General features: G+C 69.9%; 24 protein-coding genes. 17 read left to right on the forward strand and 7 right to left on the reverse strand.

Translation table 11 applies throughout. The features are described from left to right. Positions 1-69 precede the first annotated feature (69 nt). Entirely contained in the window at positions 70-1,533 is a 1,464-nt protein-coding gene (locus ACLQ25_RS29995) for an SDR family oxidoreductase (protein ID WP_425734106.1), read from the reverse strand. A gap of 200 nt (positions 1,534-1,733) precedes the next feature. Here ACLQ25_RS29995 and glyA point away from each other — a divergent pair, with 200 nt between their 5' ends. From glyA to ACLQ25_RS30060, 13 genes are all read left to right on the forward strand, one after another. Further along, positions 1,734-3,023 (forward strand): serine hydroxymethyltransferase, encoded by a 1,290-nt coding sequence (gene glyA, locus ACLQ25_RS30000; RefSeq protein ID WP_425734107.1) that lies wholly within the window; start codon positions 1,734-1,736, stop codon positions 3,021-3,023. Beyond that, positions 3,016-3,438 (forward strand): hypothetical protein, encoded by a 423-nt coding sequence (locus ACLQ25_RS30005; RefSeq protein WP_425734108.1) that lies wholly within the window; start codon positions 3,016-3,018, stop codon positions 3,436-3,438. The genes glyA and ACLQ25_RS30005 overlap by 8 nt, the downstream gene beginning before the upstream one ends. A gap of 191 nt (positions 3,439-3,629) precedes the next feature. After that, a complete protein-coding gene (locus tag ACLQ25_RS30010) occupies positions 3,630-3,866 on the forward strand; it encodes an AtpZ/AtpI family protein (protein ID WP_355052858.1) in 237 nt (78 codons plus the stop codon). Positions 3,867-3,877: 11 nt separating this feature from the next. Further along, on the forward strand, positions 3,878-4,675 hold the full coding sequence (gene atpB, locus ACLQ25_RS30015; RefSeq protein WP_425734109.1) for a F0F1 ATP synthase subunit A: 798 nt from the start codon (positions 3,878-3,880) through the stop codon (positions 4,673-4,675). Positions 4,676-4,740: 65 nt separating this feature from the next. Next, positions 4,741-4,974, forward strand: a complete 234-nt coding sequence (locus ACLQ25_RS30020) for an ATP synthase F0 subunit C (protein WP_238677315.1) — start codon at positions 4,741-4,743, stop codon at positions 4,972-4,974. 33 nt (positions 4,975-5,007) lie between these two features. Continuing rightward, positions 5,008-5,547 (forward strand): F0F1 ATP synthase subunit B, encoded by a 540-nt coding sequence (locus ACLQ25_RS30025; RefSeq protein WP_112584053.1) that lies wholly within the window; start codon positions 5,008-5,010, stop codon positions 5,545-5,547. After that, entirely contained in the window at positions 5,547-6,368 is an 822-nt protein-coding gene (locus ACLQ25_RS30030) for a F0F1 ATP synthase subunit delta (protein WP_425734110.1), read from the forward strand. Before ACLQ25_RS30025 ends, ACLQ25_RS30030 begins: the two co-directional genes overlap by 1 nt. 116 nt (positions 6,369-6,484) lie before the next feature. Further along, entirely contained in the window at positions 6,485-8,137 is a 1,653-nt protein-coding gene (gene atpA / locus ACLQ25_RS30035) for a F0F1 ATP synthase subunit alpha (RefSeq protein ID WP_425734111.1), read from the forward strand. A 4-nt stretch (positions 8,138-8,141) separates the two neighbouring features. After that, positions 8,142-9,071 carry a F0F1 ATP synthase subunit gamma gene (locus ACLQ25_RS30040; protein ID WP_425734112.1) on the forward strand — a complete coding sequence of 310 codons (930 nt, stop codon included), beginning with the start codon at positions 8,142-8,144 and terminating at the stop codon, positions 9,069-9,071. Beyond that, positions 9,071-10,507 carry a F0F1 ATP synthase subunit beta gene (atpD, locus tag ACLQ25_RS30045; protein ID WP_393213055.1) on the forward strand — a complete coding sequence of 479 codons (1,437 nt, stop codon included), beginning with the start codon at positions 9,071-9,073 and terminating at the stop codon, positions 10,505-10,507. The genes ACLQ25_RS30040 and atpD overlap by 1 nt, the downstream gene beginning before the upstream one ends. Positions 10,508-10,730: 223 nt before the next feature. Beyond that, positions 10,731-11,873 carry an LCP family protein gene (locus ACLQ25_RS30050; RefSeq protein WP_425734113.1) on the forward strand — a complete coding sequence of 381 codons (1,143 nt, stop codon included), beginning with the start codon at positions 10,731-10,733 and terminating at the stop codon, positions 11,871-11,873. 89 nt (positions 11,874-11,962) lie between these two features. After that, positions 11,963-12,244, forward strand: coding sequence for a F0F1 ATP synthase subunit epsilon (locus ACLQ25_RS30055; RefSeq protein ID WP_355052864.1), 282 nt, complete (start codon positions 11,963-11,965; stop codon positions 12,242-12,244). A gap of 12 nt (positions 12,245-12,256) precedes the next feature. Next, entirely contained in the window at positions 12,257-12,712 is a 456-nt protein-coding gene (locus ACLQ25_RS30060; protein ID WP_425734114.1) for a DUF2550 domain-containing protein, read from the forward strand. A gap of 379 nt (positions 12,713-13,091) precedes the next feature. Here ACLQ25_RS30060 and ACLQ25_RS30065 read toward each other — a convergent pair whose 3' ends face one another. Continuing rightward, the gene (locus ACLQ25_RS30065) at positions 13,092-13,664 is read right to left on the reverse strand and encodes a cob(I)yrinic acid a,c-diamide adenosyltransferase (RefSeq protein ID WP_425734115.1); all 573 of its coding nucleotides are present in this window, start codon (positions 13,662-13,664) and stop codon (positions 13,092-13,094) included. On the opposite strand from ACLQ25_RS30065, the gene murA reads away from it, so the two are divergent. Further along, on the forward strand, positions 13,663-15,105 hold the full coding sequence (gene murA / locus ACLQ25_RS30070; protein WP_425734116.1) for a UDP-N-acetylglucosamine 1-carboxyvinyltransferase: 1,443 nt from the start codon (positions 13,663-13,665) through the stop codon (positions 15,103-15,105). The two genes, ACLQ25_RS30065 and murA, sit on opposite strands and share 2 nt — an antisense overlap. A 23-nt stretch (positions 15,106-15,128) precedes the next feature. On the opposite strand, the gene ACLQ25_RS30075 is transcribed toward murA, so the two are convergent. Continuing rightward, a complete protein-coding gene (locus ACLQ25_RS30075) occupies positions 15,129-15,677 on the reverse strand; it encodes an RNA polymerase sigma factor (protein ID WP_425734117.1) in 549 nt (182 codons plus the stop codon). Between the two features lie 44 nt (positions 15,678-15,721). Here ACLQ25_RS30075 and ACLQ25_RS30080 point away from each other — a divergent pair, with 44 nt between their 5' ends. Beyond that, entirely contained in the window at positions 15,722-17,167 is a 1,446-nt protein-coding gene (locus ACLQ25_RS30080) for a serine/threonine-protein kinase (protein ID WP_425734118.1), read from the forward strand. Here the strand turns inward: ACLQ25_RS30080 and ACLQ25_RS30085 are convergent. Next, positions 17,158-17,784: a hypothetical protein gene (locus ACLQ25_RS30085; protein ID WP_425734119.1), complete on the reverse strand. Its 627-nt coding sequence runs from the start codon at positions 17,782-17,784 to the stop codon at positions 17,158-17,160. The two genes, ACLQ25_RS30080 and ACLQ25_RS30085, sit on opposite strands and share 10 nt — an antisense overlap. A gap of 168 nt (positions 17,785-17,952) precedes the next feature. Between ACLQ25_RS30085 and ACLQ25_RS30090 the strand changes: the two genes are divergently transcribed. Continuing rightward, a complete protein-coding gene (locus ACLQ25_RS30090) occupies positions 17,953-18,801 on the forward strand; it encodes a 3-hydroxyacyl-CoA dehydrogenase family protein (protein WP_425734120.1) in 849 nt (282 codons plus the stop codon). A 41-nt stretch (positions 18,802-18,842) separates the two neighbouring features. Here the strand turns inward: ACLQ25_RS30090 and ACLQ25_RS30095 are convergent, their stop codons facing one another. Both ACLQ25_RS30095 and ACLQ25_RS30100 read right to left on the reverse strand, forming a co-directional pair. Then, positions 18,843-19,688, reverse strand: a complete 846-nt coding sequence (locus ACLQ25_RS30095) for an ABC transporter permease (RefSeq protein WP_425734121.1) — start codon at positions 19,686-19,688, stop codon at positions 18,843-18,845. Continuing rightward, positions 19,685-20,536, reverse strand: a complete 852-nt coding sequence (locus ACLQ25_RS30100; RefSeq protein ID WP_425734122.1) for an ABC transporter ATP-binding protein — start codon at positions 20,534-20,536, stop codon at positions 19,685-19,687. The genes ACLQ25_RS30095 and ACLQ25_RS30100 overlap by 4 nt, the downstream gene beginning before the upstream one ends. A gap of 151 nt (positions 20,537-20,687) precedes the next feature. On the opposite strand from ACLQ25_RS30100, the gene ACLQ25_RS30105 reads away from it, so the two are divergent. Continuing rightward, positions 20,688-22,688: a protein meaA gene (locus ACLQ25_RS30105; protein WP_425734123.1), complete on the forward strand. Its 2,001-nt coding sequence runs from the start codon at positions 20,688-20,690 to the stop codon at positions 22,686-22,688. 16 nt (positions 22,689-22,704) lie between these two features. On the opposite strand, the gene ACLQ25_RS30110 is transcribed toward ACLQ25_RS30105, so the two are convergent. Further along, positions 22,705-23,001, reverse strand: a complete 297-nt coding sequence (locus ACLQ25_RS30110) for a DUF1540 domain-containing protein (protein WP_355052875.1) — start codon at positions 22,999-23,001, stop codon at positions 22,705-22,707. Between the last annotated feature and the right edge of the window lie 495 nt (positions 23,002-23,496).

The following is a 23,496-nucleotide window of genomic DNA, read 5'->3' on the forward strand; positions in this document are numbered from 1 at the left end:
ACAACCCATCCCACGCCGCTTCGCGACGCGGGATGCTGCCGCGTGTCTACGCACGGTTCGATTTTCGAGTTAGGGGGATTGTTGGGCGTTGCGGGCTATGTTGCGGGCCATTCCGCCGAAGATCACGGCGTGGAACGGGGTCACCGAGCCCCAGTAGGCGTGACCGGCTAGGCCGCGGGGGAGGAAGACGGCACGTTGCTGGTAGCGGCTGTGGCCGTTCTCGGCCGGCAGTGCCCGCATCTCCAGCCAGGCGCGGCCGGGCAGCCGCATTTCCGCGCGCAGCCGCAACAACTCGCCCGGAATGATCTCCTCGACCCGCCAGAAGTCCAGCGCCTCGCCGACCTGGAGGCGGTGCGGGTCGCGCCGGCCCCGGCGCAGCCCCACACCGCCGACCAGCCGGTCCAGCCAGCCGCGTACCGACCAGGCGAGGGGGAACGAGTACCAGCCGTGCTCGCCGCCCACGCCCTCGATGACCCGCCAGAGCGCGGCCGGCGACGCGTCCACCGCCCGTTCCCGTACGTCCGTGTACACCGTTCCGCCGGACCAGTCCGGGTCGCTGGGCAGCGGCTCGGCGGGCGCGTCGGTGCCGCTCGCGGTGGACCAGCGCGTCTCCACCTGGGCGTCGCGCACCTTGGCCAGCGCCAACCTCACGGCCTCGTCGAAGCCGGTGAGGCCGCCGGGCGGATCGGGCACGTACCGGGCGATGTCGTGTTCGTGGGCCACGGCCTCGTGGATCAGGCTCTCCACCAGCGGCCGGGCGATCTTGTTCGGTACCGGGGTGATGAGGCCGACCCAGTGCGACGAGAGCGACGGGGTGAGGGGCCGGACCGGCACGATGATCCGTCGTCGTAACCCGGCCACCCGGGCGTAGCGGTGCATCATGTCGCGGAAGGTCAGCACGTCCGGTCCGCCGATGTCGAAGCCGCGGTTGACCTCGGGCGGCAGGGTGGCGCAGCCGGCCAGGTAGCGCAGCACGTCGCGGACCGCGATCGGCTGGATCCGGTTGCGGACCCACCGTGGCGTGACCATGGCGGGCAGCCGCTCGGTCAGGTAGCGCAGCATCTCGAACGACGCCGAGCCGGAGCCGATGATCACCGCGGCGCGGAGCACCGCCGTGGGCACGCCGCTGGCGAGCAGGATCCGGCCCACTTCGGCCCGGGACCGCAGGTGCGGCGACGGGACCTCCGCGTCGGCCGCCGGCTCCGGACCACCGAGGTAGACGATCCGGCGTACGCCGGCCGCGCGGGCCGCCGCCGCGAAGTTCGTGGCCGCCGTCCGGTCGGCCGCCTCGAAGTCCGCCCGGCCCAGCGAGTGCACCAGGAAGTACGCGACGTCCACGTCGGCGAAGGCGGCGGGCAGTGTCTCCGGTCGGCTCAGGTCACCCTCGACGATCTCGGCCGCCGCCGCCCACGGCGCATCGCGCAGGCGTACGGCCTTGCGGGCGAGGCAGCGCACGGTGTGCCCGTCGGCGAGCAGCAACGGCGTCAGTCGTCCGCCGATGTATCCGGTGGCTCCGGTGACGAGGCATCTCACGGTTCCCAGTGTGCGGCCCCCGCAAGCCTGTCGCACAAGAACTGGCCGGCCTGCGGCGGGCCCGGACGACGCCCGGCGGCGTTGCGGTCACGTCCGGATTCAACACCGGTATCCGGACGTGACCGCGCCTTGCCAAATCACCGCCCGGACTCCGCCTCGGCTCGGCCGCCCTTGTGCCACAGGCCCTAGACTCGTTCGCTGTGGAGACCGAGACGAGCACCTTCTGGGGGCCGGATTTCGCCCAGCTCAGGGCCACCGATCCGGAGATCGCCGGGGTGGTCCTCGGCGAGCTGGACCGGTTGCGGGGTGGCCTGCAACTGATCGCGAGCGAGAACCTGACCTCACCGGCGGTGCTGGCCGCGCTGGGCTCGACGTTGACCAACAAGTACGCCGAGGGGTACCCGGGTCGGCGCTACTACGGCGGCTGCGCCGAGGTGGACCGGGCCGAGGAGATCGGCATCGCCCGGGCCAAGGAGCTGTTCGGGGCCGAGCACGCCAACCTCCAGCCGCACTCCGGGGCGAGCGCCAACCTGGCCGCGTACGCCGCGCTGGTGCAGCCGGGGGACACGGTGCTGGCGATGGACCTGCCGCACGGCGGGCACCTCACCCACGGCAGCCGGGTGAACTTCTCCGGCAAGTGGTTCCACCCGGTGGGCTACCCGGTCCGGCCGGACACCGAGCTGATCGACTACGACGAGGTACGCGACCTGGCCCGCGCGCACCGGCCCAAGCTGATCATCTGTGGGGCCACCGCGTACCCCCGGCTGATCGACTTCGCACGGTTCCGGGAGATCGCCGACGAGGTCGGGGCGTACCTGATGGTGGACGCGGCGCACTTCATCGGCCTGGTGGCCGGTCGGGCGATCCCGTCGCCGGTGCCGTACGCCGACGTCGTCTGCGCCACCACCCACAAGGTGCTGCGCGGTCCCCGGGGCGGCATGATCCTCTGCCGCGAGTCGCTGGCCCAGCGGATCGACAAGGCGGTCTTCCCGTTCACCCAGGGCGGCCCGCTGATGCACGCGGTCGCGGCCAAGGCGGTCGCGCTGCGCGAGGCGGCCCAACCCGAGTTCCAGACGTACGCCCGGCAGGTGGTCAGCAACGCGCAGGCGCTCGCCGCCGGGCTGGCCGACGAGGGCCTGCGCCCGGTGTCCGGTGGCACCGACACCCACCTCGCGCTGATCGACCTACGGGAGCTGGGGGTGACCGGCGCGGAGGCCGAGGCCCGCTGCGACGCCGCCTCGATCACGCTGAACAAGAACGCCATCCCGTACGACCCGCAGCCGCCGCTGGTGGCCTCGGGCATCCGGGTCGGCACTCCGTGCGTCACCACCCAGGGCATGCGCGAGGGTGAGCTGCGGCAGGTGGCCGCCCTGATCGCCCGCGCGGTACGCACGAACCCGGGTGAACCGGGTGGCGCCGACGCGCTGGCCACGATCGGCGCCGAGGCGGCCGAGCTGGCGGCAACCTTCCCGGCGTACCCCCGTGGCTGAGCCCGGGGTGGTCGAACCCGCCGCCGACGGACGGTGGCGGTTGCGGCACCTGCCGGTGCTGTTGGCCGCGTCGGCGGCGCTGGCCGTGGTCGCGGCCGTGGTGGGCGGGGTGACCGGTGGCGCGACGGCCGCCCTCGGCGCGGCGGCCGGGGTGGGCGTGACGGTGTTCAGCTACACGCTCACGACAGTGGTGCTGGCGCGGGCCGATGAGGTCAACCCGCAGTTGCTGCTGCCGCTCGGTGTGGGGCTCTACGTGCTGAAGTTCACCCTGTTGGGTGTCGTCCTGGTGGCGGTGGCGTCGACCGGTTGGGCGGGGTTGATCCCGCTCTGCCTCGGCATCGTGGCCGGGGTGGCAGTGTGGACTGCGGCGCACCTCTGGTGGCTGACCACGGTGCACGCCCGCCGCTCCGGCTGACATGGTCATCGACTTGGGGTGTCCCACCTATCGGACGCGCGGCAATGTGTCGGCCTCCGGTCATTTTCCGACGGGCGGAAGGGGAGTAGCGTGCCCACAGACGACGGCGCCCACGAGAAGCCCACACAACGACGGTTGTGCGGGGGGTGAGGCACAGCCTCGTCTTCCCGGCTGATATCGTTCGCCCCGTCATGGCTGATGACCAAACCCCCCGTCCCGCCGGTCAACCGGACGACTATCCGTCCGGCGCCGGTCAGGGTTGGACCGCGCTCAGCTACCTCATCGGAGGCATGCTCGTGTGGGGTTTCATCGGCTGGCTGGTCGACCAGTGGCTCGACACCGGTGGCGTCGCCACCGGGATCGGCTTCGTGCTCGGCATGGCTGGGGGCGTCATCCTGGTCATCCGCCGACTCGGCACGCCTACTTAGGAAGGGACGCGGTGTTCGGACAGGCGAACGTCCTGGCAGCGGGCCAGGCGGCATTCCCACCCAGTGTGGAGGACTTCTACCTGCCCGCGATCGTGCCCTGGGGCGCGGAGAACGCTCCCTGGTTCACCAAGTTCACCTTGATGATCTGGATCGCGGTCGGCGCCTTGATCATCTTCTTCCTGGCGACCTACCGGAACCCGAAGCTGGTGCCGACCAAGAAGCAGTGGTTCGCCGAGTCGATCTACGGCTTCGTGCGCAACAACATCTCGGTCGACATGATCGGGCACCAGGGCGTGCGGTTCGCCCCGTACTTCACGACGCTGTTCTGCTTCGTGCTGGTGACGAACGCCTTCGCGATCATCCCGTTCTTCCAGATCTCGCCGAACTCGCACATCGCCTTCCCGGCGATCCTCGCGGTGATCAGCTACGTGCTGTTCAACTACATCGGCATCCGGCACCACGGCTTCGGCAAGTACTTCAAGCACGCCCTGATCCCGCCGGCACCCTGGTACATCCTGCCGCTGCTGATCCCGATCGAGGCGTTCTCGACCTTCATCATTCGGCCGTTCTCGCTGGCCGTTCGTCTCTTCGCGAACATGTTCGCCGGCCACATGCTCCTGCTGGTCTTCACGCTCGGCGGCTTCGCGATGCTCAACGCCAACGTCTGGCTGGCGCCGGTCTCGGTGGTCTCCTGGGTGATGACCGTGGCGCTGACCCTCCTCGAGGCGCTCGTCATCGTCCTGCAGGCCTACGTCTTCACGGTCCTGAGCGCCAGCTACATCCAGGGCGCTCTCGCCGAAGAGCACTGATCCACGCACCAACCGTTGTCGTCCCGCGTGAGAGTCACGCGTGATAACCAGGAGGAACCACACCAATGGACGTTAGCGTTCTCGCCGAGGTCAACGGCAGCACCGCCGCCATCGGCTACGGCCTCGCGGCCATCGGCCCGGGCATCGGCGTTGGCCTGGTCTTCGCCGCCTACATCCAGTCGACCGCCCGGCAGCCGGAGTCGTCCCGGATGACCCTGCCGTACGTCTGGATCGGCTTCGCCGTCATCGAGGCGCTCGCGCTGTTCGGCATCGCCTTCGGCTTCATCTGGGCCAAGTAGTACCCGCCCCTTCCGACCGGGAGGTCACCCATGTTGTTCCTCCTCGCCGCCGAGGGTGGTGAGTCAGACCACAACCCGATCATTCCGATCTGGCAAGAGATCGTGGTCGGCACGGTCGCCTTCGCCGTGCTCTGCTTCGTGCTGATGAAGTTCGTCTTCCCGCGCATGGAGCAGACGTTCCAGGCTCGGGTCGACGCGATCGAGGGCGGCATCAAGCGCGCCGAGGCCGCTCAGGCCGAGGCGAACCAGCTGCTCGAGCAGTACCGTGCCCAGCTCGCCGAGGCGCGGACCGACGCTGCCAAGATCCGCGACGACGCGCGGGCCGACGCCGAGGGCATCCGGCAGGACATCCTCGCCAAGGCGCGGGAAGAGTCCGACCGGGTCATCCAGGCCGGCAAGGACGCACTCGCCGCCGAGCGGGCCACCATCGTGCGCGAGCTGCGCGCGGAGGTCGGCACCATCGCGGTGGACCTGGCCAGCAAGATCGTCGGCGAGTCGCTGGCCGACGAGGCACGGCGCAAGGGCACCGTCGACCGGTTCCTGAGCGGCCTCGAGAGCACGGGGGCCCGCTGATGCAGGCCGCCAGCCGGGAGTCGTACAAGGTCGCGGCCGAGCGCCTCGACGCGTACGTCCGCGGCGCGGAGCCGTCGGCGGTGGCCTCCACCGCCGACGCCATCCTCTCCGTGGCGACCCTGCTGCGGCGTGAGCCGCGGCTGCGTCGGGCGCTGTCCGACCCGGCTCGTACCGGCACGGACCGCGGCGCGCTGCTCGGCGACATGCTGGGTGGGCGGATCGGCGCGGACGCGCTCGACCTGCTCGTCACGCTGGTCTCGGGCCGCTGGTCGGCACCGTCGGAGTTGCTCGACGGCGTCGAGCGCCTCGGCGTGGAGGCGCTGCTGGCCAGTGCCGACTCCGCCGGTGAGCTGGGCGAGGTGGAGGACGAGCTGTTCCGCTTCGGTCAGGTCGTGTCCGGTCAGTCGGCGCTGAGCAACGCTCTCGCCGACCCGGTCGCCCCGGTCGAGCAGCGGGCCACCCTGGCTCGCGAGCTGCTCGCCGGCAAGGCCCGGCCGGTCACCGTCAGCCTCGTCGAGGCTGCGCTCGCCGGCTTCGGCGGGCGTTCCTTCACCGGAGCGCTCACCCGGCTGGTCGAGCTGGCCGCCGACCGGCGTGACCGGCAGGTGGCGTACGTGACCGTCGCGGCCCCGTTGAGTGACGAGGACGAGCGTCGACTGGGTGCGAGCCTCGCCGCGATATACGGTCGGGAGGTGTCCGTCAAGCAGACGGTTGACCCCGCCGTTCTCGGTGGCGTGAGCGTCCGGGTCGGTTCCGACCTGTACGACGGCACCATCCTGCGCCGCCTCAACGAGACTCGCAACGCGCTCGCGAAGCGCTGAACGGCTCACCGCCCAGCACCCGGGCGGATCCGCCGCCCAGCGCCTGGATTGACAGACGCCATTCGGACCGGTTGGTACTAGGTATCCCGGGCCCCTGAATTTTAAGGAAGCAGAGGATGGCCGAGCTGACCATCTCGACGGAGGAGATCCGCGGCGCCCTGGAGCGCTACGTCTCCTCCTACTCGTCCGACGTCTCCCGCGAGGAGGTCGGCACCGTCGCCGACACCGGCGACGGCATCGCCCACGTCGAGGGCCTGCCCTCGACCAAGACCAACGAGCTCCTGGAGTTCGAGGACGGCACGCTCGGCGTGGCGCTGAACCTCGACGTGCGGGAGATCGGCGTGGTCGTCCTCGGTGACTCCGCCAAGCTGGAGGAGGGGCAGCGGGTCAAGCGCACCGACCGCGTGCTCTCGGTTCCGGTCGGCGACGCGTTCCTCGGCCGCGTGGTCAACGCGCTCGGCCAGCCGATCGACGGCCTCGGCGACATCGCCGAGGAGGGTTACCGCGAGCTGGAGCTGCAGGCTCCGAACGTGATGGCCCGGCAGTCGGTGTTCGAGCCGCTGCAGACCGGCATCAAGGCGATCGACGCGATGACGCCGATCGGCCGGGGCCAGCGCCAGCTGATCATCGGCGACCGCAAGACGGGCAAGACCACCGTCGCGCTGGACGCCATCCTCAACCAGCGGGACAACTGGCGCACCGGCGACCCGAAGAAGCAGGTTCGCTGCATCTACGTCGCCATCGGCCAGAAGGCCTCCACCATCGCCTCGATCAAGGGGCAGCTGGAGGAGGCGGGCGCGCTGGAGTACACCACCATCGTTGCCTCCCCGGCGTCCGACCCGGCCGGCTTCAAGTACCTGGCCCCGTACACCGGCTCGTCCATCGGGCAGCACTGGATGTACGGCGGCAAGCACGTCCTGATCGTCTTCGACGACCTGAGCAAGCAGGCCGAGGCGTACCGCGCCGTGTCGCTGCTGCTGCGTCGCCCGCCGGGCCGTGAGGCGTACCCGGGTGACGTCTTCTACCTGCACTCCCGCCTGCTGGAGCGCTGCGCGAAGCTCTCCGACGAGCTGGGTGGCGGCTCGATGACCGGTCTGCCGATCATCGAGACGAAGGCCAACGACATCTCGGCCTTCATCCCGACCAACGTCATCTCGATCACCGACGGCCAGATCTTCCTGGAGACCGACCTGTTCAACCAGGGCGTTCGTCCGGCGATCAACGTCGGCACCTCGGTCTCCCGCGTCGGCGGCGCCGCCCAGGTGAAGCCGATGCGCAAGGTCGCCGGTTCGCTGCGGCTCAACCTGGCCCAGTACCGCGAGCTGGAGGCGTTCGCCGCCTTCGCCTCCGACCTGGACAAGGCCTCGCAGAACCAGCTGAACCGGGGTTCGCGTCTGGTGGAGCTGCTCAAGCAGCCGAACTACTCGCCGTACCCGGTGCAGGAAGAGGTCGTCTCGGTCTGGTCCGGCGTCGAGGGCAAGCTCGACGACATCCCGGTCGGCGAGGTGCGGCGCTTCGAGGCGGAGTTCCTCCAGTACCTGCGGCACAAGCACGAGGGTGTCCTCGCGTCGATCGCCGACAACCAGTGGGGCGATGACATCATCAACTCCCTGGACACCGCGATCGGCGAGTTCAAGCAGGTCTTCCTCAACAAGGAGGACGAGCGCAAGGTCAACGACGCGCCGGCCGCTCCGCTCGAGGGTGACGAGAACCGCGAGACGGTGACCCGCTTCCGCGACGGCGCGACCGACCGCCCGGCCGAGAGCTGATCTGATGGCGGCCCAGGTACGCGTTCTTCGTCAACGAATCCGCTCGGCGAAGTCGATGAAGAAGATCACCAAGGCGATGGAGCTCGTGGCGACGAGCCGGATCGCCAAGGCCCAGGCGCGGGTGCAGGCGTCCCTGCCGTACGCCGAGGCCATCACCGGTGTGCTCACGGCGCTGGCGTCCAACGCGCGGATCGACCACCCGCTGCTCACCCCGCGCGAGCGGGTGCGGCGGGCGGGCGTCCTGTTGGTCACCAGCGACCGTGGCCTGGCCGGCGGTTACAGCTCCAACGCGATCAGGATGGCCGAGTCGCTGATCGCACGCCTCAAGGCGGACGGCAAGGAGCCGGTGCTCTACGTCATCGGGCGTAAGGGCGTCGGGTTCTACCGGTTCCGGGACCGGCCGATCGAGGCGAACTGGACCGGGTTCAGCGAGCAGCCGTCGTTCGAGGACGCCCGCGCCGTGGGTGAGACGCTGATCAGGGCGTTCACGTCCGGTGCGGACGACGCCGACGGTGGCGCTGGCGCGGACGGGGTGCTGGGCGTGGACGAGTTGCACATCGTCTACACCGAGTTCCACTCACTGATGACGCAGAACCCGGTCACCAAGGTCATCGGTCCGATGCAGGTCGAGGACCGGCCGCGCTCCGAGGGGCTGCTGCCGGCGTACGAGTTCGAGCCGGAGGCGGAGGCGCTGCTCGACGCGCTCCTGCCGAGGTACATCAACACGCGGATCTACGCGGCGTTGCTCGAGTCGGCGGCGAGTGAGTCGGCGGCACGGCGGCGAGCGATGAAGAGCGCCACCGACAACGCCGAAGAGATGATCGAGAAGTACACGCGTGAGATGAACTCGGCCCGTCAGGCCGGGATCACCCAGGAGATCAGCGAGATCGTCGGCGGCGCCAACGCGCTCGCCGCGTCGGGAAGTGAAGTGTGATGACTGCCCCAGTAGAGACCAAGACGGCCACGGGTCGCGTGGTCCGGGTCATCGGCCCGGTCGTCGACGCCGAGTTCCCGCGCGACGGCATGCCGGCCCTGTTCAACGCCCTGAACGTCACCGTGAGCCTGTCCGGCGGTGAGAAGACGCTGACCCTGGAGGTCGCCCAGCACCTGGGTGACAACCTGGTCCGCGCGATCTCGATGCAGCCGACGGACGGTCTGGTTCGCGGCGCCGAGGTTCGTGACCGCGGCGAGCCGATCAGTGTGCCGGTGGGCGACGCGGTCAAGGGCCACGTGTTCAACGCGATCGGCGAGGTGCTCAACCTCAAAGAGGGCGAGACGTTCGAGGCCGACGACCGGTGGGGTATCCACCGCAAGGCCCCGGCCTTCGCGGACCTGGAGCCGAAGACCGAGATGCTGGAGACCGGCATCAAGGTCATCGACCTGCTCGCCCCGTACGTCAAGGGCGGCAAGATCGGTCTGTTCGGCGGCGCGGGCGTGGGCAAGACGGTGCTCATCCAGGAGATGATCACCCGGGTTGCCCGTAACTTCGGTGGTACCTCGGTCTTCGCCGGCGTGGGTGAGCGCACCCGTGAGGGCAACGACCTGATCGCCGAGATGACCGAGTCCGGCGTCATCGACAAGACCGCGCTGGTCTACGGCCAGATGGACGAGCCGCCGGGCACGCGTCTGCGGGTCGCGCTCTCCGCGCTCACCATGGCGGAGTACTTCCGCGACGTGAAGAAGCAGGAGGTGCTGCTCTTCATCGACAACATCTTCCGCTTCACGCAGGCGGGTTCGGAGGTCTCCACCCTGCTCGGCCGTATGCCGAGCGCGGTGGGTTACCAGCCGACCCTGGCCGACGAGATGGGCGAGCTCCAGGAGCGGATCACCTCCGTCCGGGGCCAGGCCATCACCTCGATGCAGGCGATCTACGTGCCGGCGGACGACTACACCGACCCCGCCCCGGCCACCACGTTCGCCCACCTGGACGCGACCACCAACCTGGAGCGGTCGATCTCCGACAAGGGCATCTACCCGGCCGTGGACCCGCTGGCGTCCTCGTCCCGGATCCTCGCCCCGGAGTTCGTCGGCCAGGAGCACTTCCAGGTCGCCACCGAGGTGAAGCGGATCCTGCAGCGCTACAAGGACCTGCAGGACATCATCGCCATCCTCGGTATCGAGGAGCTCTCCGAGGAAGACAAGATCACCGTGGCCCGGGCCCGGCGGATCGAGCGCTTCCTCTCGCAGAACACCTACGCGGCGGAGCAGTTCACCGGCGTGCCGGGCTCGACGGTCCCGATCAAGGAGACCATCGAGGCGTTCCGGAAGATCAGCGAGGGTGAGTACGATCACTTCCCCGAGCAGGCGTTCTTCATGTGCGGCGGTCTCGAGGACCTGGAAGCCAAGGCTGAGGAGCTGATGAAGGCCTGACAGCCCTCGTCGTACCCGTACCGCAAAAGACTGCCCCGGCAATGTCGGGGCAGTCTTTTGTTCATCTTCGCGTCTTACCATCGTCGCGGTCCGTTACTCACGGTCGTCACTCACGTGGCAGCCGAGATACGGTCGGTCCGCGCGTTCACGTTCAGGAGCGCGGACGAGTGCAACCTTTCGACGACGTGAGCCCGTCTCCTCTGCGTGGGCGTAGCGAACGGAGATGAGTGTGGGTAAGGCCGGCAAGAAGGGCCGCAAGTCGTCCATGTGGCGGGGCGTGCCGCGCTGGGCCAAGGTGTGCACCGTGTTCGGCCTGGTGCTGACCATGCTCAGCGGCGGTGTGCTGGTCGGCACTGAGGTGCTGATGGCCCGCTACGAGGGCGCCGTCGGCAAGGCCGACCTCTTCGGTGACCAGGCGGCGGGCGCCAAGGAGAAGCAGAGCGACATCAAGGGCCCGCTCAACCTCCTGCTGGTCGGCATCGACCCGCGTACGCCGACGGCGGCGCCGTTGGCCGACTCGATCATGGTGCTGCACGTGCCCGCCTCGATGGACCGGGCCTACCTCTTCTCGGTGCCGCGGGACCTCTACGTCGACATCCCCGCGTTCAAGAAGGCCAACTTCTCCGGCGAGAAGACCAAGATCAACGCTGCGATGTCGTTCGGTAGTCAGGTGCCCGGCAAGAATCCCGACGCGGCGCGGGGGTTCGAGTTGCTGGCCACCACCGTGCAGGACGTGACGGGCATCAAGCGGTTCGACGGCGGAGCGATCATCAACTTCACCGGTTTCCAGAAGATCGTCGACGCGATGGGCGGCGTCGACATGTACGTCGAGCGGGAGGTGCGGTCCGAGCACAAGCAGCCGGACGGCTCCCCGCGGCCAGGCAAGACGTACGGAGAGGGTTACGTCGGGCCGCAGGCGGTCTACACGAAGGGCACCCACCACCTCAAGGGGTGGCAGGCGCTTGACTACGTCCGGCAGCGGTACCCGAAGAACGGTGTCCCGGACTCGGACTATGGCCGGCAGCGCCACCAGCAGCAGTTCGTCAAGGCGATGGTCGGTCAGGCGTTCAGCGCCGACGTGGTGGCCAACCCGATCAAGCTGGACAAGGTGCTGCGCGCCGCCGGCCAGTCACTGATCTTCAACGGTCGGGGCAACAGCGTTGTCGACTTCGGGCTCGCCCTCAAGAACGTCCGCCCGAACACCATCCAGATGATCAAGCTGCCCGGTGGCGGGGTCTACGAGGGTAAGAAATACCTGGGTGAGCAGTTCCAGGCAGGCGTCCCGGACTTCTTCACCGCGTTGCACAATGAACAACTGGACCCGTTCCTGCTCGAGCACCCGGAATTCCAGAACAAGACCAAGTAGCCGTGGCGCAGCTCTCGCCACCCGCGTTGGGGGCGGCGCGGCGGCACGACTAGACTTTTGGCAATCCGCCGCCGCAGCAAGGAGACAGCGTGGCAAAGCAGCTTCACGTCGAGCTCGTCGCCGTCGAGGAGAAGGTCTGGTCCGGTGAGGCCGAGATGGTCGTCGCCCGGACCACCGAGGGCGAGCTCGGTGTCCTGCCGGGTCACGCGCCGCTGCTCGGCCAGCTCGCCGAGCCCGGCCAGGTGCGCATCAAGCTGGCCGGCGGCGAGCAGGTCTCGTACGAGGTGGCCGGCGGCTTCCTCTCGGTGAGCGCCGAAGGCGTCACCGTGCTGGCCGAGAGCGCGACCCCGGTTTCCGCGCAGAGCCGCTGAGTCACACCGGGGATGCAGATCGTCGAAGGGATCGGGGTCGGCGTCGCCGTCATCCTCGTCGCGCTTCTCGTGCTCTTCGTCCGGCGGGCCCTCGTGACCCGCAGCGGTGGCATCATCCGGCTCAGCGTCCGGGTCACCACCGTGCTCGACGGGCGTGGCTGGTCACCCGGCTTCGGCCGGTTCGCCGCTGACGAGCTGCGCTGGTATCGAATGTTCAGCTTCGCAATCCGCCCCAAGCGGGTTCTCTCCCGCAAGGATCTCGCGGTCGAGCGCCGGCGGTTGCCCGAAGGGCAGGAACGGCTCTCCATGCCGGCCGACTGGGTGATCCTCCGCTGTACGAGTCACCACGCACCGGTGGAGATCGCCATGGCGCGATCGACCGTGACCGGTTTCCTCTCCTGGCTCGAGGCCGCCCCTCCGGGGGCGGTCTCGCCGCGTCTGGCCTCCCAGGACTGGCCGGCTGCCTGATCTGGCCCTCTAGGGCGTCTGTGGTTGCTCGCCGGGGTTTCCGGGGCACCCCGCCCGGCTCCGGGCGGTCAGGCTTGATCCCTGCGCCGGGCGGGCTGCCCCGGAAACCCGTCCGCGGCGCTGCGCGTCGGTCCGGTCCGGTTTTTGATCACCTGCCGTTACCGGGTTCGCTGAGTCCTGCCTAGCGGGGCTGGCGGGGCGGCTTGATCGACTCGGCTTTCCTGATGTCGGGGTGTCCTGCTGGCCCGGACACCCCGACATCAAGGAACCGGAGTTGATCAAGGTGGGCCGGGCGTCCGGCCCGAGGAGTCGGCTCGGCCGACGCGTGGTGGCGGTCAGATTGGGAAGTCACACCTCGACGTCGCGCGCAGCGCCCGACTCAGCGCTTGCCGCCCGGCACCCATAGCACATCGCCCGCCGGATTTGCCGTTCTTGACAGGATAAAGAGCAGATCGGAGAGCCGGTTGAGATACTTTGCCGGGAGCGGGGTGGTCCGGTCCGGATCGTGGCTGACCAGCGCCCACGCTGCCCGCTCGGCTCGCCGGGCGATGGTCCGCGCCACGTGCAGCAGCGCCGCGCCGGCGGTGCCGCCGGGGAGGATGAAGGAGTCGAGCTTGCTCAGGCGCGCGTTGTACTCGTCGCACCAGCCCTCCAGGCGCTCGACGTACTCCTCGGTCACCCGCAGCGGCGGGTACTTGGGCTCCGGCTCGACGGGCGTGGACAGGTCGGCGCCGACATCGAACAGGTCGTTCTGCACCGACGCCAGGACGGCCCGCAGCTCCTCGTCGAGCTGGCCCAGGGCGAGTGCGACACCGATCGCCGCGTTGCACTCGTCGACATCCGCGTACGCGGCGATCCGTGGATCGGTCTTCGGGACCTGCTCGTTGTTGCTCAGCCTGGTCATGCCGGCGTCGCCGGCCTTGGTGTAGATGCGCGTGAGGTGGACGGCCATGACGCACAGCCTACGGATACCGGAACTGACGATCCCCGCTCGGCCGGACACGACAGCCGGCTGGCCAGCGGTGGTGGGTCCGGGCGACGCCGGTGACACGGCGGTCAACGACGTCGACGTCATCCGGGTCTGCGGTGCGAGCCGGCTGGCGGGCACCGTGCACGTCGTCGGCGCCAAGAACTCCGCACTGAAGTTGATGGCCGCCGCGCTGCTCGCTCCCGGCCGCAGCGTGATCACCAACGTTCCGCGGATCACCGATATCGCGATCATGGGGGAGGTGCTGCGACGGCTGGGCTGTGACGTCCGGTTCGACGCGGACGACCCCGTCGATCCGATGGTGGCGCGGGGCGGCGTCGCCCGGTCCCGCTCGGTCACCATCGACGTACCCGAGCAGCCGGGCGCGGAGGCCGACTACGACCTGGTCCGGCGGCTGCGCGCGTCGATCTGCGTGCTCGGCCCCCTGCTGGCCCGTCGTGGCTACGTGCGGGTGGCCCACCCGGGCGGCGACGCGATCGGCTCCCGTGGCCTGGACATGCACATCTCCGGGCTGACCCGGATGGGCGCGGAGATCTCCGGTGAGCACGGGTTCGTCATCGCCGAGGCCCCGCACGGGCTGCGCGGCGCCGACATCGTGCTGGACTTCCCCAGCGTGGGGGCGACCGAGAACCTGGTCATGGCAGCGGTGCTGGCCCAGGGCACCACGACGATCGACAACGCGGCCCGGGAGCCGGAGATCGTCGACATCTGCACGATGCTCAACGAGATGGGCGCGCGGATCTCCGGCGCCGGCACGTCCACCCTGCGGATCACCGGCGTGCCCGGCCTGCGGCCGGTGCGGCACGCCACCGTGGGGGACCGGATCGTCGCCGGCACCTGGGCGTTCGGCGCCGCGATGACGCGCGGCGACGTGACGGTCACCGGCCTGGACCCGACCTACCTGGAGGTCGCGCTGGACAAGGTCGTCGCGGCCGGCGGCCTGGTCGAGACGCGGGGCGACGGCTTCCGGGTACGCATGGACGACCGGCCCCGCGCGGTGGACGTGGTGACCCTGCCGTACCCCGGCTTCGCCACCGATCTGCTGCCGATGGCGATCGGGCTGGCCTCGGTCAGCGACGGTGCATCCCTGATCACGGAGAACATCTTCGACGGCCGGTTCATGTTCGCCAACGAGATGATGCGGCTCGGCGCGGACATCAAGACCGACGGGCACCACGCCGTGGTCCGGGGTCGGGAGCGGCTGTCCGGGGCGCCGGTACGCGCCACCGACATCCGCGCGGGCGCCGGGCTGATCATCGCCGGACTCTGCGCGGAGGGACCCACCGAGGTTTCGCACGTGCACCACGTCGACCGGGGGTACCCGGACTTCGTGGCCGACCTGCGCGCGCTCGGCGTGGCGGTGGAGCGGGGGACCGCGCCCGAGGAGCCGTCGCTGGAGATCTGAGACCCGCTGCACCTCTCGCGGTCTCAGGTGGCCTGCAGCGAGGCACGTACGTGCCGTCGTGCGTCGTGGATGCGTGACTTCAGGGTGCCGACCGGAATGGCGAGGTGATCGGCGATCTGGTCGTAGGTCAACTGGCACAGGTCACGCAGTACGAGGGGGGCGACCAGTTCGGGTCGGTGCGCCTCCAGCCGTTCCAGCGCGTCGAGCAGGTCGAGCCGGGAACCGGCGATCACGCTCGTGGTGCGGGGGTCGGCGGTGTCGAGCGGGAGCAGTGGCGTGGACTGCTCCTCGGCCCGACGCTTGAGGCTCCGATACGTCTGCCGAGCGCAGTTGGCGGTGACGATGTGCAGCCAGGTGGAGAACTTCGACCGGCCAGCGAAGCTGTCAATCTTGCGGGCGACCTGCAGAAGCGCGTCCTGGCACGCCTCCTCGGCGTCCTGTCGGCAGGGAAGGAGGCGTAGACACTGCCGCATGACCTGCGGACCGATCCTGATCAGCAACGCGTCGAGTGCGGCGGCGTCCCCCTTGGCGGCACGATCAGCCAGCTCCTCGATATCAAGATCGTCTGGCATGATCAGGCCCCGTTCCTCAGCGTTTAGTCGGTCATAATACGGGCGTGTCAGTACCCGGCAAGATCGGCCGATACCGCGTTGTAGGGCGTATCGGATCCGGAGCGTTCGCCACCGTGTGGCTCGGCGCCGACGATGCTCTGGACGCCTCCGTCGCGATCAAGGTGCTGGCCGACAACTGGTCGTACCACTCTGATCTGCGGGAGCGGTTCGAGCAGGAGGCGCGGATCATGCGGCGGACGGATTCGAGCCTGCTCGTGCGTGTGCTCGACGTCGGTGAGCTGCCGGACGGACGCCCGTACCTGGTGATGCCGTACGCGGCCGGTGGCACTCTCGCGGATCGACTCGCCTCGGGACCGATGCCGGTCCGGGAGGCGCTGCTCGTCGCGGCCGACATCGCCCGCGCCGTCATGGTGCTGCACGAGGCCGGCGTGCTGCACCGGGATCTCAAGCCGTCCAACGTGTTGTTTCAGCCGGCGGCGGGCCGGGATCGGGTGCTCGTCGCCGACCTTGGCCTGGCCAAGGCGCTCGCCAACGCGTCCGGCTTCACCATCGCGGCCGGCACGCCCGGCTACATGCCGCCCGAGCAGGCCACCGCCGGTGGCGGTCTGGACATCCGCGCGGACGTGTACGCGATCGGCGCGACGACCTACCACATGTTGACCGGGCACCCGCCCGACCCGGCATGGTCCGCTGGCAGCCGATCGGGCCGGGCCGGGCGTTCTCTCCCCCGTCCGTCCCAGCTTCGGCCCGGAGTTCCCTCCGAAGTGGACGACCTGGTGCGGCGCGCGCTGCATCCCGACCCGCGGCAACGCTGGGCGTCCGCCGCGGTGATGCTCGAGGAACTCCAGCGGGTCATCGCGTCGACGGAGCGGGAGGCGGGCCGTGGTCGGTTCGTGCGGCAGGTGGGAAGGGTCGTCGGCGTCGCGGTCGCCCTGAGCGCCCTGCTGGCGACGACCGGTTCCAGCTCCACGTTGTCGGAACGGCCCGGGTGGATTCGCGTACGCGATGACTCCGGCGCTCTCTCGGTCGCGGTGCCGGCGAGCTGGGCCGGCCAGGTGAAGGACGCCGGCTGGGATCCTTCGGTGCTGCGCCTCTCGGCCGGTCAGGCGCCGGGTCTCGTGGTCGCCCCGGATCTCGCCGCCTGGCCGGACCCGGCGAGTGGGATGCCCGGTCTGTTCGTCGGGGTGAGCAGGGCCCTTCTCGGCGGCGACCCGGCGCCGGCGTTACCCAGCCACGCCTCCTGTGTCCAGCAGCCCGATCGGACCGTCGACGTGGGCGGTGACCGGGCGCTGGTACGCCGGTGGACCTCGTGCGGCGCCTCGGTGTCGTTCAGCGAGATCGTGATCCCCGTGCCGCAGCGCCGCTATGGCGTGTACCTGCAGATCAAGCAGGTCGACGACGCGGACCTGACCGACGAGATCCTGGCCGGCCTGCGGTTGTCCAGCGCGCTGGCACCACAGGCCGGCCGTTTCGAGTCGGTCTACTCGTAGCAGTCCTGGTTCGCGTACTGGAGGGTCAACTGGACGACCTTGCCCTTGATGGTCTCGATGCGGTAGACGGCCTTGCTGTTGCCGGGGGTCTTCGCGAAGCCACGACCGTTCGTCGCGTCTCCGTCGGCCGCCGTCCAGGCCGGGTAGATCCGCAGCATCTCGGCGCTCGACATGCCGATGCGCGCTCCCTCGGGCGTCTTGATCCCCGCGTACGCGTCGATGGTGGCGATACCCAGCGTCGACGAGAGAAGGACGGTCCCCTCCTCGCTGGGGGCGGCGCGCAGGTACGCCGGCGTGCAGCCGCCCGTGTCGCTCGCGAACGCCCGCAGCAGTCCCGTCCCGGTGGCCTGCTGGCGGGTCATGCCGAGCTTGAGTGAACCGATGCCGTTCGGACCCAGGACGAGCGACGTGGGGCGGGTCGCGGTGCTGGACGGCCGGGCGGACGGCGTCGAGGAGGGAGAGATAGGCGGCGGAATGGGGCTGCCGGTGGTGACCGTGCTGGTCGTCGGGGCGGGCGAGCCGGCCGGCGCGGCGTTGCCGTCCTGGTGTGCGGGCGACGAGCACGCCGCTGCGAGCAGGAGGCAGGTGAGGGTTCCGACCATGGACGTTGCGCGCATCATGAGCTCCTGGCTGTTGCCACTTGTTGGTTGTCGTAGGGTTCGATGCACCCACTCGGGAGTTTGTTCGCTCCGGCGAGTCGCGAATTCGTCACCTGCCCTTAGTCATCGTTCAGGCTCGCCGACTAGGGTGCAGGCAGGCACTCAATCGCAGTGAGGGAGAAGCAGATGGCGGGTCGACTCGCGGTCGTCGGGGCCGGGCTGATGGGCTCCGGCATCGCCCAGGTGGCGGCGCAGGCGGGCTGGCAGGTGACGCTGCGCGACCTGGACGACGCGGCCACCACCCGAGGGTTGGGCGGCATCCGGAAGTCGCTGGAGAAGTTCGCCGAGAAGGGCAAGATCGAGGCGTCCGACGTCGAGGCGACCCTCGCGCGGATCACGCCGACCACCGACCTGGAGGCCGCGGCGGACGCGGACATCGTGGTCGAGGCGGTCTTCGAGCGGCTGGAGATCAAGCACGAGGTGTTCCGGGCGCTGGACAAGATCTGCCGGTCCGACGCGGTGCTCGCCACCAACACGTCGGCCATTCCGGTCACCCAGATCGCGGCGGTCACCGAGCGGCCGGAGGCCGTCGTCGGCACCCACTTCTTCTCCCCGGTGCCGATGATGCAGCTCTGCGAGCTGGTGCGCGGCTACAAGACCAGCGACGCCACGCTCGACACGGCGCGCGCCTTCGCCGAGGAGATCGGCAAGACCGTCGTCGTGGTCAACCGGGACATCGCCGGTTTCGTCACCACGCGGCTGATCTCCGCCCTGGTCATGGAGGCGGTCAAGCTGGTCGAGTCGGGCGTGGTGTCCGCCGAGGACCTGGACACCGCCTGCCGGCTCGGCTTCGGGCACGCCATGGGTCCGCTGGCCACCACCGACCTGACCGGGGTGGACGTGCTGCTGCACGCCTCGAAGAACATCTACACCGACACGGCCGACGAGAAGTTCTTCCCGCCGGAGCTGCTCCAGCGCATGGTCACCGCCGGTGATCTGGGCCGCAAGACCGGCAAGGGCTTCTACACGTACTGAGGGGTGGCGACCGGGGCGAACGCCCGCCCCGGTCAGCCCGCTCAGCCGTCGCGCTTGGTGGTCCAGCGGAAGGTGGTCAGGCAGAGCACGAGCCCGATCACGCACCACAGTGCCAGTACCAGCGCGACCCGCCCCAGCTCGAACGAGCCGCCCGGCTCCTGCGCCCCGAAGCTCTCGGGCAGGAAGACCGACCGCAGCCCCTGGCACATCCACTTGAGCGGGAAGGACGCCGCCACCTGTTGCATCCAGGTGGGCAGGTCGGTGAAGACGAAGAACACCCCGGAGATGAACTGGAGCACGAGCGCGACCGGAGTCACCACCGCCGAACCGCTGCGGGCGGTGCGGGCCAGCGACGAGATGGCGATGCCACACAGGGTGCAGGCGGTCACCCCGAGCACGGAGACCCAGCCGAAGGTGAACCACTTCCCGGCGGTGCCGGGCAGGTCGAGATCGAACAACGCCACCGCGACGGCCAGCAGCAGCGCGGTCTCGGCGATCCCGATCGCCACCACCATGATCACCTTGCCGGCGAACCAGACCCACTTCGGCATCGGCGTGCCCCGGTAGCGCTTGAGCACCCCCCGGTCCCGCTCGATCGGGATCCAGATGCCCAGGTTCTGGAAGCTCACCGTCATCAGGCCGGTCGCGATCATGCCGGTGATGAAGTACTGGGTGAACCTGACCCCGCCGCCGATCGTCCCATCGAAGATCGACGCGAAGATCAGGATCATGATGATGGGGAAGCCCATCGTGAAGACCACGGACTCCCGACTGCGCAGGAACTGGGTGATCTCCAGTCGGCCCTGGCGCAGGGCGAGCGTGCCGACGCCCGGCCGGCCGCCCGAGCGCGTGGCAGGCGGCGTGGCCCTTTTCGTCGTGGTCGTCATCGCGCGTGTCCGATCATCGTGAGGTAGACGTCCTCCAGGGTCGGCCGGGTCACCGTGAGTCCGGGGACCTCGCCGCCGTAGCGCGCGGCCAGGTCGGCCACGAGGGCCGTCGGCGTCGCGCTCTGCGCGAGCTCCCACGTCCCTTCCGGGGTACGCCAGGAGACCGTCGCGAGCGCATCCTGGCGGTTGCCCAGCCGGTTGGGCGCGGCCACCTCGACCAGCCGGCCGTCGGCGATCACGCCGACCCGGTCGGCGAGCGCCTCCGCCTCGTCCAGGTAGTGGGTGGTGAGCACGATCGTGGTGCCGGCCGCGGCGAGGTCGCGGATCAGCTCCCAGAACTCGCGGCGGGCCTCCGGGTCGAAGCCGGTGGTCGGCTCGTCGAGGAAGAGCAGCTCGGGGCGGCCGATGATGCCCAGCGCCACGTCGAGCCGGCGCTTCTGCCCGCCGGAGAGGGTGTGCGTACGAGCCTTCGCCTTCGCCGCCAGCCCGACCCGTTCGATCACCTTGGCGGGGTCGTCCGCGTCCGGATAGAACCCGGAGAAGTGCCGGACCACCTCGGACACGGTCAGCTCGTCGAACTCGCCGGTGCCCTGGAGCACGATGCCGACCCGGGAGCGCCAGCCGGCGTCCGGTCGAGCCGGGTCCGCGCCGAGCACGGCCACCTCGCCGGCGTCCCGGTGCCGGTAGCCCTCCAGGATCTCCACGGTCGTGGTCTTGCCCGCGCCGTTCGGGCCGAGCAACGCGAACACCTCGCCCCGGCGGACGTCGAGGTCGACCCCCGCCACCGCCACGTTGTCGCCGTACGCCTTGCGCAGCCCGCGGACGGAGATGGCCAGCTCGTCATCCATGCCGTCCAGTGTGCGTCCTGGTGGCGATCGGCGGGTGCCCGGGGTATGGCGGTCCGGTCCACTGCGCGCGCTTCGCACCCCGGCGTCCTCGACATGGACCTGTGTGGTTTTCCACAACCTCTTCTACTGAACGGTAACTTAGACTCCGGCCATGGATGAGACGCCGACCCGGCTGCCCGAGCGGGACCGCCCGTGGGTCATGCGCACGTACGCCGGCCACTCGTCGGCCGCCGCGACCAACGCGCTCTTCCGCCGCAACCTCGCCAAGGGGCAGACCGGCCTGTCGGTCGCCTTCGACCTGCCCACCCAGACCGGCTACGACCCCGACCACGAGCTGGCCGCCGGTGAGGTGGGCCGGGTCGGCGTGCCGGTCGCCCACCTTGGCGACATGCGGGCGCTCTTCGACAGCATCCCGCTCGCCGAGACGAACACCTCGATGACCATCAACGCGCCGGCGATGTGGCTGCTCGCCCTCTACGCGGCCGTGGCCACCGAGCAGGGATCGAGCGCCGACCTGCTCTCCGGCACCACCCAGAACGACATCATCAAGGAGTACCTGTCCCGGGGGACGTACATCTTTCCACCGGCGGCCTCGCTGCGGCTGACGGCGGATGTCATCGCGCACACCCTGACGACGATGCCCAGGTGGAACCCGGTCAACATCTGCTCGTACCACCTCCAGGAAGCTGGCGCGACGCCCGTGCAGGAGGTCGGCTTCGCCCTGGCCACCGCCGTCGCCGTCCTCGACGCGGTCCGCGACTCCGGTCAGGTGCCCGCCGAGCGGATGGGTGACGTGGTGCAGCGCGTCTCGTTCTTCGTCAACGCCGGGGTGCGTTTCGTCGAGGAGATCGCCAAGATGCGCGCGTTCGGTGTGCTGTGGGACGAGATCACCCGGGAGCGGTACGGCGTCACCGAGGCCCGGCAGCGGCGGTTCCGCTACGGCGTACAGGTCAACTCGCTCGGCCTCACCCAGGCGCAGCCGGAGAACAACATCCAGCGCATCGTGCTGGAGATGCTCGGCGTGACGATGTCCCGCGACGCGCGCGCCCGCGCCGTGCAACTGCCGGCGTGGAACGAGGCGCTCGGCCTGCCCCGGCCCTGGGACCAGCAGTGGTCGCTCCGGATGCAGCAGGTTCTGGCGTACGAGTCGGACCTGCTCGAATACCCCGACCTCTTCGCCGGCTCGCACGTGATGACCGCACTCGTCGACGAGATCGTCGGCGAGGCGCGCGTCGAACTGGACGCCGTGTTGGAGATGGGCGGTGTGGTGGCCGCCGTGGAGACGGGCTATCTCAAGAGCGCGCTGGTCGCCTCGTTGGCCGAGCGCCGCCGCCGGATGGAGTCCGGACTCGACGTGGTGGTCGGCGTCAACCGCTTCGCCGAGACCGAATCGTCCCCGTTGACGGCGGCGGGCGCCGAGGCCGTCGAACAGGTTGATCCCATGGTCGAGGCGGCCGCCGTGGCCTCCGTACGCGAGTGGCGTGCCGGGCGGGACGGCGCGGCGGTCGACGCGGCACTGGCCCGGCTCCGCGCGGACGCCGCGACCACCGCCAACCTGATGCCGGCGACCCTGGAGTGTGTGCGGGTCGGCGTGACCACCGGGGAGTGGGCCGGCGCGCTGCGCGAGGTCTTCGGTGAGTACCGCGCGCCGACCGGCCTGTCCGGCGCCACCGGCAGCGGCGGCGACGTGGGTCTCGCGGCGGTCCGCGAGCGGGTTGCCGCCACCGCGCGCGAGCTGGGCAGCGGACGGCTGCGGTTGCTCGTCGGCAAGCCCGGCCTCGACGGGCACTCGAACGGCGCGGAGCAGATCGCGGTACGCGCCCGCGACGCCGGCTTCGAGGTCGTCTACCAGGGCATCCGGCTGACCGCCGGCCAGATCGTCGCCGCCGCCGTCGAGGAGGACGTCGACCTGGTCGGGCTGTCCGTGCTGTCCGGCTCACACCTGGCGGCCGTGCCCGCGGTGCTCGACGGGCTGCGGGCCGCCGGCCGGGCGGACCTGCCCGTGGTGGTGGGCGGCATCATCCCCGCCAATGACGCCGAAACCCTGCTCGCCGCCGGGGTGGCTCGGGTCTTCACCCCGAAGGACTTCGCCCTCACCGGGATCGTCGACGACCTGGTGACGGTCATCCGGCGGGCCAACGACCTGCCCTGACCCGGTTGCGTCGGAGTCAGCGACCGGCGTACGTCATGCAGTCGGCCAGGTCGTTGTCCGGCCCCACCTTGATCGACGAGGCATGGCACTCCAACTGCTCGTTGTGCCGGCAGTCGGAACGCTGGCAGGCGCCCACCTGCGCGGTGAGGCCGTCCACCCCGCCCCGGACGGGTGACTCGACGAAGGTGTGGCAGTGCGCGTGGTCCATGCTGCCGATGGTGATCGCGAAGGCGTGGCAGTCACCGCCCTGGTTGTACGCGCATGCCGCGACGACACATTCCTGGACTCGGGGCATCTCCATTGCAGTGGTCATGCCAACCTCCTCTAGGGTCCTGCCCCGATATTAGGCATTTGCCAGGCTGCGCTCACCCCGATACGCCCGTCTGGCGATCCCGGCCCGGCCGGCAATGCCGGCTGGATCGGCCATGTCGGCATGATCGACACGAGATCACCGATACCGCGCGGTCAACCGGCCCCGGACACCCCGACTTCGGCGATCCCGAGTCGATCACCCGGTCCGCTCGCCGTGCGCGGGCGGTATGTCCGGTTGTGGGGCCGGTGTGGTGACCGGACGCACCCGTGGGCCGGAATCGTGGCGGGCCGGGGGTCGTTACACATCCCGACGATCGCAGGACCACCGCCGAGCCGCCCGCCTGCGGGAATGGCCCCGGCCGGCAGGTCGTTACACACTGACCGGCCGCCACGAGCCCCGCTCGCAGGCCGCCCCCCAAACTTTTGAGCGCCCGGACGAGGTGCTGACACCCCCGTCACCTGATCCCCCCGAACGGGTGGTGTGGGTGTTTCCTAC

Source organism: Micromonospora sp. DT44 (assembly GCF_049841635.1).
In the GTDB taxonomy this organism is placed as follows: Bacteria; Actinomycetota; Actinomycetes; order Mycobacteriales; family Micromonosporaceae; genus Micromonospora.

Bases quoted from the DNA above. Each gene is read 5' to 3' on its own strand.
- ACLQ25_RS30030 (WP_425734110.1), top strand. From the start codon at position 5,547: ATGCAGGCCGCCAGCCGGGAGTCGTACAAGGTCGCGGCCGAGCGCCTC.
- ACLQ25_RS30040 (WP_425734112.1), top strand. From the start codon at position 8,142: ATGGCGGCCCAGGTACGCGTTCTTCGTCAACGAATCCGCTCGGCGAAG.
- murA (WP_425734116.1), top strand. From the start codon at position 13,663: ATGACGCACAGCCTACGGATACCGGAACTGACGATCCCCGCTCGGCCG.
- ACLQ25_RS30050 (WP_425734113.1), top strand. From the start codon at position 10,731: ATGAGTGTGGGTAAGGCCGGCAAGAAGGGCCGCAAGTCGTCCATGTGG.
- ACLQ25_RS30095 (WP_425734121.1), bottom strand. From the start codon at position 19,688: ATGACGACCACGACGAAAAGGGCCACGCCGCCTGCCACGCGCTCGGGC.
- ACLQ25_RS30085 (WP_425734119.1), bottom strand. From the start codon at position 17,784: ATGCGCGCAACGTCCATGGTCGGAACCCTCACCTGCCTCCTGCTCGCA.
- ACLQ25_RS30110 (WP_355052875.1), bottom strand. From the start codon at position 23,001: ATGACCACTGCAATGGAGATGCCCCGAGTCCAGGAATGTGTCGTCGCG.
- ACLQ25_RS30020 (WP_238677315.1), top strand. From the start codon at position 4,741: ATGGACGTTAGCGTTCTCGCCGAGGTCAACGGCAGCACCGCCGCCATC.
- ACLQ25_RS30105 (WP_425734123.1), top strand. From the start codon at position 20,688: ATGGATGAGACGCCGACCCGGCTGCCCGAGCGGGACCGCCCGTGGGTC.
- ACLQ25_RS30075 (WP_425734117.1), bottom strand. From the start codon at position 15,677: ATGCCAGACGATCTTGATATCGAGGAGCTGGCTGATCGTGCCGCCAAG.
- atpA (WP_425734111.1), top strand. From the start codon at position 6,485: ATGGCCGAGCTGACCATCTCGACGGAGGAGATCCGCGGCGCCCTGGAG.
- ACLQ25_RS30010 (WP_355052858.1), top strand. From the start codon at position 3,630: ATGGCTGATGACCAAACCCCCCGTCCCGCCGGTCAACCGGACGACTAT.
- ACLQ25_RS30090 (WP_425734120.1), top strand. From the start codon at position 17,953: ATGGCGGGTCGACTCGCGGTCGTCGGGGCCGGGCTGATGGGCTCCGGC.
- atpD (WP_393213055.1), top strand. From the start codon at position 9,071: ATGACTGCCCCAGTAGAGACCAAGACGGCCACGGGTCGCGTGGTCCGG.
- ACLQ25_RS30100 (WP_425734122.1), bottom strand. From the start codon at position 20,536: ATGGATGACGAGCTGGCCATCTCCGTCCGCGGGCTGCGCAAGGCGTAC.
- ACLQ25_RS30065 (WP_425734115.1), bottom strand. From the start codon at position 13,664: ATGGCCGTCCACCTCACGCGCATCTACACCAAGGCCGGCGACGCCGGC.
- ACLQ25_RS30060 (WP_425734114.1), top strand. From the start codon at position 12,257: ATGCAGATCGTCGAAGGGATCGGGGTCGGCGTCGCCGTCATCCTCGTC.